Origin of the sequence: Streptomyces chattanoogensis (genome assembly GCF_001294335.1) — a bacterium.
GTDB lineage: Bacteria > Actinomycetota > Actinomycetes > Streptomycetales > Streptomycetaceae > Streptomyces > Streptomyces chattanoogensis.
Window position 1 is genome coordinate 1 of record NZ_LGKG01000148.1, and the last position, 16102, is coordinate 16102.

Here is a 16102-nt window from a genome sequence, read left to right on the forward strand (position 1 = left end):
ATGCAGGGCGTCGCGGTCCGGGTCGGCGTAGACAGCCACACTCCCGATCCCCGCGTCCCGGCAGGCACGGGCAACCCGGACGGCGATCTCGCCACGGTTGGCGATCAGTACCTTGCGCACCATCGGTTCTCTCGTTCTCTCGTCCGCTGTGTTTCTGTTGTTGCTTCTCTTGTGGTTTCTCTTGTGGTTTCTCTGGTTCCCCGCTTCGTGGCAGTGCTTCTCGAGGGCCGGTGGAGCGGGCCCCGGCACCCTCACAGCCCCAGGCGCCAGGCTCCCGCACCCCGCTGCACCGGCACCCGGGTCATCCGCGTGACCGGCGCGGCCCAACGGCGCTGCGCGGTCCGGTGATCGGCGGTCCGGTCCGCGGTGTGCTGCGCGGCCGTCGACGTCAGCCGGGCGAGGATCGCCACGACCGCGGCGGCCACTTCCTCGTCCGTGGCATCGCCCCTGAGCACCCGGATGTCGGGCGGGCCGGGGGCGGCCGGTGCCCCGATGGCGCTCACAGCGGGATGTTCCCGTGCTTGCGCGGCTGCCGGGTGGCGCGTTTGCCGCGCAGCGTCTCCAGGGCCGTGGCGACGGCCGACCGGGTCTCCTGCGGCATGATCACCGCATCGACATAGCCGCGGTCCGCCGCCATATAGGGGTTCAGCAGGGCGCGTTCGTACGCGTCGAGCAGCCGGGCGCGCTCCGCCTCGGGGTCCGCCGCCTGCTGGAGGGCACGCCGGTGCAGTACCCCGACCGCGCCCTCGCCGCCCATGACGGCGATCTCGGCGGTGGGCCAGGCCAGGTTGATGTCGACGCCCAGGTGCTTGGACCCCATGACGCCGTAACCGCCGCCGTATGCCTTGCGGGTGACGACCGTGACCATCGGCACCGTCGCCTCCGAGTAGGCGTACAGCAGTTTCGCGCCGCGCCGGATGATGCCGCCGTGCTCCTGGTCGAGACCCGGCATGAAGCCCGGTACGTCCACGAAGGTCAGCACCGGAACGTGGAACGCATCGCACACGCGCACGAAGCGGGCGGCCTTCTCGCTGGCGTCGATGTTCAGTACGCCCGCGGCGACCTGCGGCTGGTTGGCGACGATGCCGACGCTGTGCCCGTCCACCCGGCCGAAGCCGCAGACGATGTTCGGCGCGAACAGCGGCTGCACCTCCAGCAGGTCGCCGTCGTCCAGCACGGCCCGCACCACACGCAGCATGTCGTACGGCCGGTTCGCCTGGTCGGGGATGAGGGTGTCCAGTTCCTCGTCGGCGGCGGTCCGGCCGCTGTGGGCGCTGCTCTCGAAGACCGGCGGATCCTCCATGTTGTTGGAGGGGAGGTGAGAGAGCAGCTGACGTACGTACTCGAACGCGTCCTTCTCGTCGTGCGCCAGGTAATGGGCGTTTCCGGAGACGGTGTTGTGGCTGTACGCGCCGCCCAGCTCCTCGCGGTCGACCGCCTGTCCGGTCACGCTGCGCAGCACCTCGGGGCCGGTCACGAACATATGGGAGATGCCGTCGACCATGACCACGAAGTCGGTGAGCGCCGGCGCGTAGACCGCACCGCCCGCGCACGGGCCCATCAGCAGCGAGATCTGCGGAATCACTCCCGAGCAGTCCACATGCCGTTTGATCAGTTCGGCGTAGTAGCCCAGGGAGACGACGCCCTCCTGGATGCGGGCGCCGCCGCCGTCGTTGATGCCGATGACGGGGCAGCCGATGCTGAGCGCCAGGTCCATCAGCTTGTGCAGCTTGGCCCCCGACGCCTCGCCGATGCTGCCGCCGAAGGCGGTGAAGTCCTGGGCGAACAGACACACCCGGCGGCCGTCGATCAGCCCGTGTCCCGCGACGACGCCGTCGCCGAGCGGCCGCCGGTCGTAGAGGCCGAACTCGTGGCTGCGGTGCCGTGACACCGCGTCCAGTTCGACGAAGGTGCCGGGGTCCAGCAGCGCCTCGATGCGCTCGCGCGCCGTCAGCTTGCCGCGCTCGTGCTGGCGGCGTACCGCGTCGGAGTCGGCGTGTGCCGCCAGTTCCGCGCGGAGCTGTGCCAGTCCGGCGAGGCGTTCGGCGGTCGTCTGCTTGCCGCGGAGCGGCCCGTCGGTCGGCCCGTCGGTCGGCCCGTCGGTCGGCCCGTGGGCCGGTTCGGTTCCCTGGTCCGCGGTCATCAGACGCTCCCTTCCGTGGTGACGGCGATGGCAGTCGTGGTGGCGGTGGCAGTCGCGGCGGCGGTGGCAGTCGCAGTGGTGGCGGCGACGGCGGCTTTCAGCTCGCCGGCCAGATAGAGCTTCCGGCAGGCCCGCCGCTGCAGCTTGCCGCTCGTCGTACGCGGCAGCACACCCCGGCGCACCAGCACGATCTCGTCGACGTCCAGCCGCTGGCCGTCGCGTACGGCCTGCCGTATCAGCTCCCGGACCACGTCGGGCGAGAGCCTGCGCAGCACCCTTCCGTCGGCCTCCACCACCAGGACCAGCCGCTCCTCCATGCCGTCGTCCACGGAGAAGGCGGCGGCGCAGTTCGGCTGCAGCCCGGGCACCGTGCTCTCGGCTGACAGCTCGATGTCCTGCGGGTAGTAGTTACGGCCCTTGCGGATGATGACGTCCTTGAGCCTGCCCGTGACGTACAGCTCCCCGTCGTGCAGGAATCCCAGGTCACCGGTGCGCAGATAGGTGGTCGCCGCCTCCCCGGCAATCCGTGCGCCGAAGGTCTCCGCGCTCTCTTCGGGCCGGTCCAGGTAGCCCTCGGCCACACACGGCCCGTCGAGCCAGATCTCGCCCACCTGGCGCGGGCCGCACGCCGTGTGCGAGCCGGGATCCACGATCCGCAGCCGGGTGCCCGGGACGGTGACGCCGGAACTCACCAGCGGCTGGGCCCCTTCGTCGCCTTGCCGGAGCCGTTCCACCCGGCCCGCCGTCAGTGCCTGCGAGGCCACCCAGAGCACGGACGGCTCCTCGTCCCAGCGGCTTCCGGTGGCCTTCAGCGTGTTCTCGGCGAGGCCGTACCCCGGGCACATCGCGGTGGCGGCGAAGCCCGACGGAGCGAAGCCCTCCGTGAAGGCGCGGAGGGTGTGCCAGCGCACCGGTTCGGCGCCGTTGGCCGCCACCCGCCAGGAGGACAGGTCGATGCCGTCGGCGACCTTGCCCTCGGCCAGGGCCCGTACGCACAGCTCGTAGGCGAAGCTCGGCGCGGCGGCGTGGGTGCCGCGGAACCGCGAGATGGCCTCCAGCCACCGTCCCGGCCGGCGGATGAACGCGTCCGGTGCCATCAGATAGGCGGGCACTCCGGAGCACAGCGGCAGCATGACGCCGAACAGCATGCCCATGTCGTGGAAGAGCGGCAGCCACGACACCACCGCGCCGTCCGACGGCGAGGGCCACAGCTCCTCGGTCTCGGCGACATTGCCGAGGAAGTTGCGGTGGGTGATGACCACGCCCTTCGGGTCGCCGGTCGACCCCGAGGTGTACTGGAGCAGCGCGACATCGTCGGGAGCGGGCTCCGGGCCGGACCGGCCGGCGCCCGCTCCCGCCCGCGTCGCCTCTGTGTCGACCAGGGTCAGCCCGGCCAGCTCGGGCCGGTCGCCGAACCGCTCCTCGAGGTCCCGCTTGACCGCCCCGGTGGTCAGTACGGTCGTCGCTCCCGCGTCGTCCGCGATCCGGCGCAGCCGCGCCAGACCGCGCTGCCGCGTGGGCACCTGTACGGGAGCGGCGGCCACGCGCGCATACATGCAGCCGAGGAGGGCCCGTACGAACTCCAGGCCCGAGGGGTAGAGCATCACCACCCGGCCCCCGGCGAGTCCCGCGTCCGACAGCGCCGCCGCCCGGTCGAGCGCGGCGTCGTGCAACTCCCGGTAGGTGAGCGAGGCTTCCGGTTCCTCGCCGTCGCGAAGAAAGACGAACGCCGTCTCGTCGGGCTCCTTCACGCTGCGCAGCCGCAGTGCCTCCGGCACCGTGGCGGCGACGCCCAGTGCTGATGCGGGCGTGGACAAGTGCGTGGTCATGGTCGAAGTACCTCGTTCCGTGCGGAGCGGAAAGGTGGCGGCGAAGGGCGCGGCGCGGGGAGCGGGGCGGCCCGGCCGGGCGGGCACGCCGGCCGGCCGGGGGCTCGGCCGAGGGGGGACGACGGTGCGTCAACGGACAGAAGCTATTTTTGGACGGTGAGTGCGGACAACCCCTATCCACCCTGATTGCCGCGTACGCGGTGCCCCATAGCGGATGTGACGGGCCAGTAGGGTGCAAGACACCCGCGAAAGCGGGTGGTGTGCATCACTGGAGGATCATCCAACTTGCCCGGGAGTAAGCGGAATTGCGTGCTCCCTATTCGCCTGAACTGCGCCTCTGATGACCATGCAGGTGGGTGTGATGGTGCACCGGGCGACTCAAGTGACTCATCTGCCCCTTGCGTAACAGGTTTAGGGGTACCCCCTACCTTTGTCTCGCTGGTTAAATGCGTATCGGGCAAAGGAGCAGGCAATCGCGTCACGTTTCTCGCGACGCGAGAAACCTGTGAGAACGGGAGCGCTGGATGTCGGATGATTGAACAAACCCCAACTTCTTCGTCGTGGGTCCGATTCGCTCCGGATCCCGGCGGACCGGTGCGCGGATGCGCAGGCCACTGGGGCAGTGGAGATGCGCGGCGATGACCGGGCGGCGGTTCGGCCGGAATTTCGCCGAACGGCCTCTTGGACGTCATGGACCATTCCCTGTGCACGGCCGTAATGGCGTGCGCACGATGTGTGGCAGTTTTTTCGTGGGCTGACCTCCACGGCTGCCGATTTGAACTTCTCTTCCTGAACGGGACCTTTGCGGCACGCCCGCTGAACTCGTGTGTGCCGCGGTACGGGGGAAATGAATTTGTTGGCGTCAGCGCGCATTGTGGAACGAGAGACCGAGATCGCCGCTCTCGGGGAAATGTACAAAGCGGCCGTCGAGGGGCGCGGCCGGGTCGTGGTGATCACCGGCGCCGTGGCCAGTGGCAAGACCGAGCTCCTGGCACAGTTCACGGATCAGGCCGTCGCGGACGGCGCCCTGCTGCTCGACACCACCGGGGCATCGGCGGAACGGCACTGGCCGCTGGGGCTGGCCAGACGGCTGTTCGCGGGCCTTCCGCAGCCGTCCGCGGTCCGCGACGAGGTGACGCGCCTGATGGACGACGTGACCGAGGGCACCGGGGAAGCCGAGCTGCGCCGCTTGCCGAGCCTGGCCGAAGCCATCCTGGCACCGGCGAAGGACCGGGTGATGGTCATCGCCGTGGACGATGTGCACCTCGGCGACGATCTCTCCCTTCAGCTGCTGCTCAGCCTCGCCCACCGCGTCCGGAGCGCACCTGTCCTCATGGTGCTCACCGCCTCGTCCCATCTGCCCGAGGGCCGGCCGGCGCTCATGGGCGAACTGCTGAGCCAGCCCCACTGCCGGCGCCTGCGGCTGCAGATGCTGTCCGAGGACGCCGTCGCGGGGATGACCGCCCAGCACGCCCAGGGGCCGGTGGCCGAGGGGCTCGCCGCCGACCTGTACGCGGCCACCGGGGGCAACCCGCTGCTGGTCCGCGCCCTGCTGGAGGACCATGCTGCCCACGCCGGCGAGGGCGAAGCGGGCGCTGCCGCGCTGACCCGGGGGGAGAGCTACATCGGCGCCGTGACCGAGACTCTGCACCGCTGCGGACCCGAGGCGCTGGCCCTCGCCCGCGGCACCGCGGTCCTCGGCGACGGCGCGACGCCCGCCCTGCTGAGCCGGCTCCTCGCGCTCCCCACGAGAGTGATCGAGGCCGGAGCGCGGGGCCTGGCGCACAACGGCCTGTTCCGCAACGGGCGGTTCCGCGACGAGGCGGGCGCACGGGCCGTGCTCGATGCCGTACCGGAGGCCGAACTCGCCCGCCTGCACCACCACGCCGCCGTACTGCTGCGCAACGACGGCGCCGCCGCCTCCGATGTGGCCCGGCACCTCGTCCGTACGACGCCGCAAGGCGACGAGTGGACCGTTCCCGTCCTGCGGGAGGCGGCGGAATACGCGCTGCTGGACGGCGATTCGGACGTCGCCCGGGACTGTCTGACGCTGGCTCAGGACTACTGCACCGGCGAACAGGAACGCATCGCCGTCCAGGTGCGGCTCGCCGATGTGCTGTGGCGCTCCAACCCCTCGGCCCTCGGCGAGCATCTGTCGGCGCTGGTACCGGAGATGACACAGGAACGGCTCACCCCGGACGAGCTGATCGTCTGCCTGGGCTATCTGATCTGGGGCGGATGGATGGACCAGGCCGCCGCCGTCCTCGACGTACTGGAGCGGTCCGCCACCTGGTCGAGCGCCGAACAGCGCGAGGCCCTCGGCGTCGGGCGCCAGTGGCTCGTCATGATCAGTCCCGGCCACCGCACCGCCGCGCCCGGCGGACCGCCGGAGGTCTCCGCCGCCTTCCCGGAGGTCTCCGTCACCTCCGAACCCCTCGGCGGCACGGCATACATCGCGCACCAGCACGCCGCGTCCGCGGTCTCCGCGGCACTGTCCGGCAACGCACCGAGGAAGGCGGTCTCCCTGGCCACCAGGGTCCTCCAGCGGTTCCGGCTCGGTGACGGCTATGTCTGGCCGCTGGCCTTCGCCCTGATCGCGCTGGTCTACGCGGGTAGTTCGGATCTCGCCCTGACCTGGTGCGACCGGCTCCTCGGCGAGTGCGACGAGCGCTACGGGCTGACGTGGCAGGCGCTGCTGACGGCGGTCCGCGGGGAAATCGCGCTCCGCCAGGGCGATCTCGTCAAGGCCGCGGGCCAGGCCGAGTCGGCATTAACCCTGCTGCCGCGACAGGCCTGGGGCACCGCCGCCTACTTCCCGCTGTCCACTCTGGTCCTCGCCTACACCGAGATGGGCCGCCACGACGACGCCATGGAACTGCTCAACCACACCGCTCCCGAACGGCACCTCGACACCCTGCCCGGACTGCACTTCCGCCGGGCAAGAGGCCGTTGGTATCTGGCGACGGGCCGCTTCCACGCCGCGCTCGGCGACTTCCTGACCTGCGGCGATCTCATGCGGCGCTGGAAGGTGGATGCGCCCGAGCTGGTGCCCTGGCGTATCGACGCGGCCGACGCCTGGCTGGCGATCAGCGAACCGAAGAAGGCCCTCGCACTCGCCGAGGAGCAGCGGGCGCTCAGCCCGGACCGGGAACGCGGCATGGTGCTGCGCGCCCTGGGCACCGCGGGCACGGGACGCGAGCGCCTCGGAGCGCTGGAGGAGGCCGTCGACATCCTGAGAAACGGCGGCGACCGCGTGCAACTGGCCATGGCACTGGGCGAACTGGGACGGGGCTACCGGGCCGCGGGGGATGTGCACCGGGGCCGTATGTTCGCCCACAAGGCATGGCACACCGCCAAGCTGTGCGGTGCGGAACCCCTGTGCCAGCGGCTGTTCCCCGGCGACACCGCACCGGACAACCGCCTCGAGATCTCCGGCCAGGGCGCCGGCTCGCCCAACAGCGCGGAAGCCCTCACCGGAGCGGAGGCGCGGGTCGCCGTGCTCGCCGCGCACGGACACACCAACCGCGAGATCGCCGCAAAGCTGTATGTGACCGTCAGCACCGTGGAGCAGCACCTCACCCGCATCTACCGCAAACTGCAGGTACAGCGGCGCCGGGACCTGCCCAAGACGCTCTCCAGCAGCGTGGGCGGTCTCTGCGCCGACCTCTAGACGGCGTCAGGCGGTGTGGGCGGCGCTCCTTCGGCCCCCGGCGGCGCTCCTTCGGCCCCCGGCGGTGCTCCTTCGGCCACCGGCGCGGGAACACCCGCCCGCCCCGCCACGTTGTGGCATGCAAGGGGCCCTCCCATCCCCTAGGGGATCTGTTCGACCATCCCCTAGGGGTCGCCCCCGCGTCCGCTACCGCTCCAGAAGCGGCCCCAGCGCCTCGGTGACGGTGCCGGTCACCGCTGCCTGGTGCTGCTCCAGGAAGAAGTGCCCGCCGCTGAACGTGGACAGCGCGAAGTCGCCCCGGGTGTGCCCGCTCCAGGCCTGCGCCTCCTCCGCGCTGGTGTGCGGATCGGCATCGCCCGTCAGGACGGTGATCGGGGCATCGATCACCCTGTCGGGCCCGCTCCGGTACCGCTCCACCGCGCGGTAGTCGCTACGGAGCACCGGCAGCACCACGGCCATCAGCTCCTCGTTCTGCAGCCAGCGGGAATCGGTGCCGCCCAGCCGCCGCATCTCCTCGATCAGGACGGCATCCGACTGCTGGTGGACGGCCCCGGGCCGGAACCGGCTGGGCGCACGGCGCCCGGAGGCGAACACCCGGACCGGGCCGGGACCGCCGCGCTGCTCCACTCGCAGCGCCACCTCGAAGGCCAGCACCGCCCCCATGCTGTGACCGAAGAACGCCACCGGCACTCCGGCACCGGCCTGGCCGGCCCGCAGCTCCGCGTCGATCCGGTCCGCGAGTTCCCCGATGTCGTCGATGCACGGCTCCTTCCTGCGGTCCTGACGGCCCGGATACTGAACGGAGACCACCTCGACGGCGGGGGAGAGCGCGGCCGACATCGGGAAGTAGTAACTCGCGGACCCGCCCGCGTGCGGGAAGCACACAAGTCGCATCCGGGCCTGCGGAGTGGGATGGAAACGGCGCAGCCAATCACTCTGTTGCGCTGCCGAAGTGGTCACGGTGCGTTCCTGCCGTAGACGGGATGGACGGGATGGACGGGATGGACGGGATGGACGGGATGGACGGGGCGGACGGGACTGCCGGAACTTGAATTTCGCATCGTGGCCCGCGCCCCGACAACCCCTGTCTGCCCCTGTGCGGTCTCCCTGTGTGGTCTTCGGTGTGCGGGGTGTGGCCGGTGCGCCCCTGCCGCCCAGGGCCTACTGCCCGTCGTCCCACGGATGGCCGAGCCAGCCCTCGTGGCTCTTGACCAGCGCGGCCAGGGCGGCGGTGACCCGCGGGTCCCAGCCGTCGGCCACCGTGGTCAGCGCGAACTCCACCCCGCCGTCGGTCCAGTTGAGGACCTCTTCCCCGGACGCCTTCCAGCGGATGCTGCGCGGCATCCGGGCGATATCACCGCTGCCGCTGACCAGACTGCCGACGGCGATGGCCACCCACAGCGGGAACAGCAGCCACCACACGTACCACCAGAACAGATTCCCCTTGACGCCGGCCGCGGTCCGGCCGTCCGCCTGCTGTACGGTCCAGCGCGACCGGCCGTGACCGTTGCTCATCGCCCGCTCATGGGTGATCAGCGCCAGGGATTCACCGGCGCCGCCCAGCACCTCAAAGACCGCGCTCTCCCGCTTCGTCGCGGACCTGGTCACGACCCGCGCCAGCAGCCGGCCGCGCTGCGGGTCCGTCCACAGGAGGAACGAGCGCGCGCCGTCCTTGCGGGCCGCACGGTAGGCGTCGTTGCCGCCGGCGGACAGGTCCCTCTCGATGTACGCGAACGTCGACGACTGCGCGTCTCCGCCGCCCGCACCCGCCGAATGGCCTTGCTGCGCCGTGCCGTTGGTGCGTATCTCCCACCGGACGGGGACGCCCTCCGGCCCCTGCGCTCTCTGCGGCTCCTTCGCCGCCCCGGCCTTCCGGTCCGAGCTCTGCAGCCATACCGTGGTGCTCAATCCGTTCCCCTCGTCGCGCCGGACGGTCCTTCGGCGCCCGGCGATCGGCGCTCTCCGGGGCGGACTTTACCCAGCCGTCAGGCCGCGCCCGGCGCCGTCACAGATACAGCCCCGCCTCCCCGCCGGTGTCCTGTGCCGGGACCGAGGCGGGGCGGGTGCCCCGGCGCAGCGCGTACAGCTCGGCGAGGGAGGCGCCCTCACGGCCGATGCCCTCGTCGGTGCCGAGCCAGTTCACCGCTTCCGCACGGGTCAGCGGGCCGACCTCGATACGGGCCAGACAGCGGCCGGGGCGGACCACCGCGGGGTGCATCCGTTCCAGATCCTCGTTGGTGGTGACGCCGACCAGGACGTTGCGTCCCTGCCCCAGCAGCCCGTCCGTCAGATTGAGCAGCCGGGACAACGCCTGGCCCGCGGTGTGCTTGGCCTCGCCGCGGATCAGTTCGTCGCAGTCCTCCAGGAGCAGCAGCCGCCAGCGGCCCTTGCCGGTGCTGTCGTCCTCGCCGATGGCGATGTCCATGAGGTAGCCGACGTCGTTGAAGAGCCGTTCCGGGTCCAGTACGCAGTCCACCTGGCACCAGTCGCGCCAGGAGCGGGCCAGCGTGCGCAGCGCGGAGGTCTTGCCGGTGCCGGGCGGGCCGTGCAGCAGCAGGAGGCGGCCGGCGATCTCCTCGGGGGCGACCTTCATCAGCGCATCCATCGCCCCGGCCACCGGCGCGGTGTAGTTCGGGCGGATCTCCTCCCAGGTGCCGGCCGTGATCTGCCGGGAGGTGCGGTACGGGCCGCGGCGGGGTGAGAAGTACCAGAATCCCATCGCAACGTTGTCCGGCTGCGGCTCCGGCTCGTCCTCCGCGCCGTCCGCCGACTGCCCCAGCACCTTCGCGGCCAGCTCGTCGGTGACGGCGGTGACCGTCACATCGGCGCCGCGGTTCCAGCGGGAGACCAGCAGGGTGTAGCCGTCGCCCTCGGCCAGGGTGGCGCTGCGGTCGTCGTCGCGCGCGCAACGCAGCACCCGCGCGCCGGGCGGCAGCAGGGTCAGGCCGGTCCTCACCCGCTCCACCGAACGGCTTCGGGCATACGGCTGCTCACCCTTGGCGAAGCGCCCCAGGAAGAGGGCGTCGAGGACATCGGAGGGGGAGTCGCTGTCGTCCAGGGTCAGCCGGATCGGCAAGGACTCCTCGGCGGCGGACGGCGGCACGGCGGACGGCTCCACGGCGGGCGGCGGCACGTGATCGGCACACATCCCGACATGATCCGCCAGAGCGGCCCGCCGCGTACACGGAATATCCCGGCGGGCCGCGCCGCGCGGTGCGGGCCGCCCACAGACGGCGCAATGGCGGCCCCCCGGGCCGGTCTTCCGGACACTGGTGACGGCGTGCCGTCGGTGGAAGGGAGCCGCTCTGTGGAGCCGCCGAGCGGAACCGCCCTGACGGTGGTCATGGTGTGCCTCACCGTGGCCACCGGGGTGCTCGATGCCGTCAGCTTTCTGGCCCTCGGCCATGTCTTCACCGCCACCCAGACCGGCAATCTGCTCTTCCTGGGCTTCGGCATCGCCGGGCAGGGCGGGCTGCCCGTGGTGACCACCGCCGTCTCGCTGGGCTCCTTCGTGCTGGGTGCGGTGCTCGGCGCCCGGACGGAGTCGACGCTGGGTGCCCGGCAGCAGCAGTGGTTCCCGGTCGCCCTCCTCGTCGAGGCGGGCCTGCTGGCCGCGGCCGCGGTGACCGGCTGGGAGGCCGGCCCGGCCCTGGAGCTGGCGCCCGCTCAGCGCTGGACCGTCATCGGGCTGATGGCGATGGCGATGGGCATGCGGAACGTCACCGCCCTACGGGCCGGCGCCCCCGATCTCACCACCACCGTGGCGACCCGCTCGATGGCGGCCCTGGTCAGCGGCTCTCCGCTCGGGCATGACACCCGACTGGGCTACGGCACCCATGCCGCACCCCGCCGGCTGGCCTCGGTCGGGTCGATGTTCGCGGGCGGGCTGGTGGGGGCCTGGCTGATCGGCCTGGGGACCCGGCCGCCGCTGGTGCTGCTGCTCGTGGCGGTGACGGTCGCGGCCACCGCGCTCCTCGTCCCCGGACTGACCCATCGTCAGAACGACGGGGAGGGGCGGATGACCGGTCCCGGGGACGACGACGGCCCGGGACCGGCCGGCACGTGACGGGCGGGCCCGCACGGCCCCCGTTCTTACGGGACGATCCTCAGCAGCTTGTTCGGCGAGCCCGCGCCCGGGTTGGTCACGACGTTCGGCGTGGCGCCGTCCGTCAGGGCCGTGGCGACCTGGGCCGGGGTGGCCGTCGGGTGCCCGGCCAGGTAGACGGCGGCCGCGCCGGTCACATGCGGGGTGGCCATCGAGGTGCCCGAGATGGTGTTCGTGGCGGTGTCGCCCGTGTTCCAGGCGCTGGTGATGGAGCTGCCGGGCGCGAAGAGGTCGACCCGGGAGCCGTAGTTGGAGTAGGACGAGCGGGCGTCGGCGGAGGTGGTCGCGCCGACCGTGAGCGCCTCCGGGACCCGCGCGGGCGAGAAGCCCTGGGCGTTCGCCCCCGAATTGCCGGCGGCGATGGCGTAGGTCACCCCGCTCGCGATGGAGTTCTGTACGGCCTTGTCCAGGACGGCGTCCGGCCCGCCGCCCAGCGACACATTCGCCACCGAGGGCCCCTTGTGGTTCTTGGTGACCCAGTCGATGCCCGCGACGACCTGGGCCGTGGTCCCGGAGCCGGAGTCGTTCAGCACCCGCACCGCGACGATCTTCGCCTTCTTGGCGACCCCGTACGACGTGCCCGCCGCGTTCGCCGCGACATGGGTGCCGTGGCCGTTGCCGTCCTGCGCGACATTGTCGTTGTCGACGGCGTCGTAGCCGTTGACCGCGCGCCCGCCGAAGTCCTGGTGGGAGATGCGGACGCCGGTGTCGATGACGTAGACGGTGGCGCCGGAGCCGGCGCTGTCCGGGTAGCTGTACTTCTTGTCGAGCGGCAGCTTCGCCTGGTCGATCCGGTCCAGGCCCCAGGACGGCGGGTTGGTCTGGGTGCCCAGGGCGTGCAGGGTGCGGTCCTGGAAGACCTGGTCCACGGCCGGGTCGGCGGCCAGCCGTCTCGCCTGGTCCGCGGTCAGCTGCGCGGCGTAGCCGTTGAGCGCGGCGGTGTAGGTCCGTCGCACGGTGCCGCCGTACGCGGATATCAGGTTTCTGCCGTCCGCCGAGGCGGCCTTGAGGCCGGAGCCGCGCTTGAGGGTGACGAGGTAGCTGCCGTGCACGGCGTCCGGGGCGCCGGCGCCGACGACCGTGGCCCGGGCGGGTGCCGCCTGGGCGGGCAGGGCGAGCGCGCCGAGGGTGGCGGCCGCCGTGGCCGCGGCGAGCGCCGTGGCGGTCCGCAGCAGGGACGGACGCCGCGCGGAGGTGCGGCCGGTTGCGGAACCGGGGGTGGTGGAACGGGGGGTGGTGGAACGCATCACTGCCATCGCGAGGGAGCCTCCTCATCGGTGGCGCGCCGTGGTGCGCGCGCTGTGGGGGTGACGTACGGAGCCGTACGCCTTGGGCGGCGCGGGGGCCGCTGTCCATGTGATGACGCAGCCTTGACCCGTTGTTGACCGCCCGTCAAAGAGATTGGCGGGTACGGCGGATGCCCGGCAAGACTTCCGACGACATGTCATCGGCATGACACGGCAGGCCACATCGCGGCAACGAAAGCAAGGACATCACCGTGAAGGTCGAGCTGAATCGGTGAATATGCCGTGAAATCCGAAGAGCCCGGTAACAACTTTTGACATGGACACTTCCGGCTCCCCGTGGGTCCTGCTACCACGAATAAGGCAGAGACCCTGCTATGGGAGGTTCCATGAGACTGTCCCGAGCGGCGGCCCTGGGGTCCGCCTTCTTTGTCACCACGGCGCTCGCGCTCACCGGCGCGAGCGCCGCCGCATCCGCCCAACTCCCGCTCGCCACCGGCTATGTGGCCCTCGGCGACTCCTACTCCTCGGGCGTCGGAGCCGGCAGCTACGACAGTGGCAGCGGCTCCTGCAAGCGCAGCACCAAGGCCTATCCGGCCCTCTGGGCTGCCGCCCACTCCCCCTCGTCCTTCTCGTTCACCGCATGCTCCGGCGCCCGTACGGGTGATGTTGTCAGCGGTCAGCTCGGCCCGCTCAACAGCGCCACCGGTCTGGTGAGCATCACCATCGGCGGCAACGACGCGGGCTTCGCCGACACCATGACGACCTGTGCGCTCCAGGGTGAGAGCGCCTGCCTGGCCCGGGTGGCCGAAGCCAGGAAGTACATCGCCACCACCCTGCCCGGGCGGCTCGACACGGTGTACAACGCCATCGCCGCCAAGGCCCCGGCCGCCCAAGTGGTGGTCCTGGGCTATCCGCGCTTCTACAAGCTCAACGGCGGCTGTGTCGCCGGTCTCTCCGAAAAGTCCCGGGCCGCCATAAACGCCGCGGCCGACGACATCAACGGCGTCACCGCCAAGCGGGCCGCCGACCATGGCTTCGCCTTCGCCGACGTCAACTCGACCTTTTCCGGCCATGAACTGTGCTCCGGGAGCCCCTGGCTGCGCAGCGTGACCTACCCGGTCGACGAGTCCTACCACCCAACGGCCGCCGGTCAGTCCAGCGGCTATCTCCCGGTCTTCGGCTCCGCTGCGTAACTGTCCGTACACGTGACGCCGAGGGGGAACCGCCCGTGCGGAACCTCCTCGTGCGTCCCGATGCCCCGTCAGACGGCCTCCGAGGGCCCGACGGTCAGTCAACTTGCCCTGATGGCTGCCCTGCAGGCGCCATTACGTATGGTGTCCGTCAACGTCAAGGCGAGGCAGGTGAATCCGTTGACCGGTCTGCACGCGTGTCCTCCAAGAGAGATAGGGTTACCCTGCCCGTGCCGGGTGCCCTCGTCAGGGTGGGGAGAGTCATGGAACAGATAACAGTGCGAAGCAGGGCAAGAGTCCCTGCCATCAGTTGCGGCAGCGGCGCGACCAGTGCGCGTCTGGACCGCCATCTCGCGGTGCTGGGCGGTCCCGCCATACCGCAGCGGGAGACGGAAGGTGCGACCTCGCTGATGCGAGAGCTCACCACCCGTGATCACTCCCGCACGAGGAAGAGCCGTGGGGCCAGGGTGTCGCTGTTCGCGCCGCTGCGCAGGCTGCGGCGTTCGCTGTTCGGCGGGCACGGCTGACGCCTTCCTGAAGCGAGACCTCGGAGAACACACCGTCCCGGCACAGCGTTGCGATTCACCGCCCGTCAGTTCCGGGCGTCCGCAACGCTTCGGTGTGCTCGCCGAGGCACGCACCACCCGGCTCTTCCTTTACCACCCGTTCTTGTGACGGGTGGTTTTTTGCGTTCCGCTGCGTGCGTTCCGCTGCGTGCGGAGACGCTCCCCAGTGCTTGCGGGCGGCCACCAGGGCGATGCCCAGCAATGCGCCGGTGTCGGCGGTCAGCATGTCGATGACGACAACGCGCAGGTTCCTGGATTCTGGGCCTCGAACACGCTGGAACCGGTGTGTGCTGTCCAGCAAAGGCACCCCGAGCGTCCGGTTCACCCAATGCGCCATGGGGGCAGCTCCGTTCAGCTGGTGGTGCCTGCCACCTCTGCCGCCGCGGCCAGGTAGGCCGCCACCAAGGGCCGCTCGTCGTCCCGGCGGGCGGCTACCGCCAGACGGGACGGGGAGATGCCCCGGACCGGCACGGCGATCACCTCGTCCCGGACGACCAGCGGGGCGTTGCCGGTGGCCAGAAGTGCCACGCCCTGGCCGTTGGCGACCGCCTCGTGGGTCTCCTCGGCGCTGCCCACCACCCCGCCTATCCGCGGCGCGCGATCGTCCCGGGCGTCCAGGGCCAGCCAGTAGTCCCGCAGCGGACCAGCCTCGGAGGGGAGGGCGAGGAACGGCTCGTCGAGGAGATCGGTGAAGTCCACCGCCCCCTCGCCATCGGCTGCGGCCCGCGCCGCCAGGGGGTGCCCCTGCGGCAGTGCCACAAGGCGTGGCTCCTGGGCCACCACTGCATGCCGGTAGCGGTCGCCGTCCGGCAGCGGCAGCCAGACGAAGGCGACATCGCTGGATCCGTCCGCCAACCCGGCACTGGGGTCGGCCCAGTTGACCTGCCGCAGGACGGGCCGTGCGTGCGGATACCGGGAGACCAGCCGGGTGCGCAAGGCGGGCAGCAGCCCGCGGCCCGGGCTGGTGGACATGCCAATCACCAGGGTGTGCAGCTCGGCGGCCCTCGCCTCCTCCACCGCCGCCTCGGCGGCCTCCCATGCGGCCAGCATCCCGCGGGCGTGCGGCAGCAGGGCTTCCCCCACCACGGTCAACCGCACCACCCGCCGGTCCCGATGGAACAGACGGGCGCCGACCTGCTTCTCCAGCATCCGTATCTGCTTGCTGAGCGCGGGCTGGGAGACGAACAGCCGCTCGGCGGCCCGTGTGAAGTTCAACTCCTCTGCGACTGCGGCGAAGTAGCGCAGATCGCGTCCGTGGACATCCATAACTCATGGCTATCACGACAGGTCTTGGACGTGGTCCCGGATCCCGGCGAAGGATGGGAGCTGTCGGCGGGCAGGTCCCGAACAGC

Annotated in this window: 14 protein-coding genes; 4 read left to right on the forward strand and 10 right to left on the reverse strand. The window is 71.2% G+C overall.

Going from position 1 to position 16102, the window contains the following annotated elements; genetic code table 11:
- The 4 genes from ADL29_RS46090 to ADL29_RS23970 form a co-directional block, all read right to left on the reverse strand.
- On the reverse strand, nucleotides 1–120 hold a 120-nt coding region (locus ADL29_RS46090; protein ID WP_157878347.1), incomplete at its 3' end, for a biotin carboxylase N-terminal domain-containing protein.
- Nucleotides 121–251: 131 nt separating this feature from the next.
- Entirely contained in the window at nucleotides 252–503 is a 252-nt protein-coding gene (locus tag ADL29_RS23960) for an acyl-CoA carboxylase epsilon subunit (protein ID WP_053925671.1), read from the reverse strand.
- Entirely contained in the window at nucleotides 500–2143 is a 1644-nt protein-coding gene (locus ADL29_RS23965) for an acyl-CoA carboxylase subunit beta (protein WP_078971240.1), read from the reverse strand. The genes ADL29_RS23960 and ADL29_RS23965 overlap by 4 nt, the downstream gene beginning before the upstream one ends.
- Nucleotides 2143–3972: a fatty acyl-AMP ligase gene (locus tag ADL29_RS23970; protein ID WP_063788525.1), complete on the reverse strand. Its 1830-nt coding sequence runs from the start codon at nucleotides 3970–3972 to the stop codon at nucleotides 2143–2145. The genes ADL29_RS23965 and ADL29_RS23970 overlap by 1 nt, the downstream gene beginning before the upstream one ends.
- A gap of 847 nt (nucleotides 3973–4819) precedes the next feature.
- Here ADL29_RS23970 and ADL29_RS23975 point away from each other — a divergent pair.
- Nucleotides 4820–7642: a helix-turn-helix transcriptional regulator gene (locus ADL29_RS23975; protein WP_063788526.1), complete on the forward strand. Its 2823-nt coding sequence runs from the start codon at nucleotides 4820–4822 to the stop codon at nucleotides 7640–7642.
- A gap of 186 nt (nucleotides 7643–7828) precedes the next feature.
- Here ADL29_RS23975 and ADL29_RS23980 read toward each other — a convergent pair whose 3' ends face one another.
- From ADL29_RS23980 to ADL29_RS23990, 3 genes are all read right to left on the reverse strand, one after another.
- Nucleotides 7829–8602 carry a thioesterase II family protein gene (locus ADL29_RS23980; protein WP_053925673.1) on the reverse strand — a complete coding sequence of 258 codons (774 nt, stop codon included), beginning with the start codon at nucleotides 8600–8602 and terminating at the stop codon, nucleotides 7829–7831.
- Nucleotides 8603–8803: 201 nt separating this feature from the next.
- Complete coding sequence (locus tag ADL29_RS23985) at nucleotides 8804–9550, reverse strand: hypothetical protein (protein WP_107095063.1); 747 nt, start codon at nucleotides 9548–9550, stop codon at nucleotides 8804–8806.
- Nucleotides 9551–9647: 97 nt separating this feature from the next.
- Entirely contained in the window at nucleotides 9648–10790 is a 1143-nt protein-coding gene (locus ADL29_RS23990) for a DUF5925 domain-containing protein (protein WP_053925674.1), read from the reverse strand.
- A 159-nt stretch (nucleotides 10791–10949) separates the two neighbouring features.
- On the opposite strand from ADL29_RS23990, the gene ADL29_RS23995 reads away from it, so the two are divergent.
- Nucleotides 10950–11708, forward strand: coding sequence for a YoaK family protein (locus ADL29_RS23995; RefSeq protein ID WP_078971242.1), 759 nt, complete (start codon nucleotides 10950–10952; stop codon nucleotides 11706–11708).
- 26 nt (nucleotides 11709–11734) lie between these two features.
- On the opposite strand, the gene ADL29_RS24000 is transcribed toward ADL29_RS23995, so the two are convergent.
- Nucleotides 11735–13003, reverse strand: coding sequence for a S8 family peptidase (locus tag ADL29_RS24000; protein WP_078971243.1), 1269 nt, complete (start codon nucleotides 13001–13003; stop codon nucleotides 11735–11737).
- Nucleotides 13004–13380: 377 nt separating this feature from the next.
- Between ADL29_RS24000 and ADL29_RS24005 the strand changes: the two genes are divergently transcribed.
- Nucleotides 13381–14187 carry an SGNH/GDSL hydrolase family protein gene (locus ADL29_RS24005; protein WP_046928806.1) on the forward strand — a complete coding sequence of 269 codons (807 nt, stop codon included), beginning with the start codon at nucleotides 13381–13383 and terminating at the stop codon, nucleotides 14185–14187.
- A gap of 260 nt (nucleotides 14188–14447) precedes the next feature.
- Nucleotides 14448–14711 carry a hypothetical protein gene (locus ADL29_RS41480; RefSeq protein ID WP_078971244.1) on the forward strand — a complete coding sequence of 88 codons (264 nt, stop codon included), beginning with the start codon at nucleotides 14448–14450 and terminating at the stop codon, nucleotides 14709–14711.
- 55 nt (nucleotides 14712–14766) lie between these two features.
- Here the strand turns inward: ADL29_RS41480 and ADL29_RS43620 are convergent, their stop codons facing one another.
- Entirely contained in the window at nucleotides 14767–15087 is a 321-nt protein-coding gene (locus ADL29_RS43620) for a hypothetical protein (protein ID WP_157878558.1), read from the reverse strand.
- A gap of 14 nt (nucleotides 15088–15101) precedes the next feature.
- Nucleotides 15102–16016, reverse strand: a complete 915-nt coding sequence (locus tag ADL29_RS24010) for a LysR family transcriptional regulator (RefSeq protein WP_053925675.1) — start codon at nucleotides 16014–16016, stop codon at nucleotides 15102–15104.
- Nucleotides 16017–16102 lie beyond the last annotated feature (86 nt).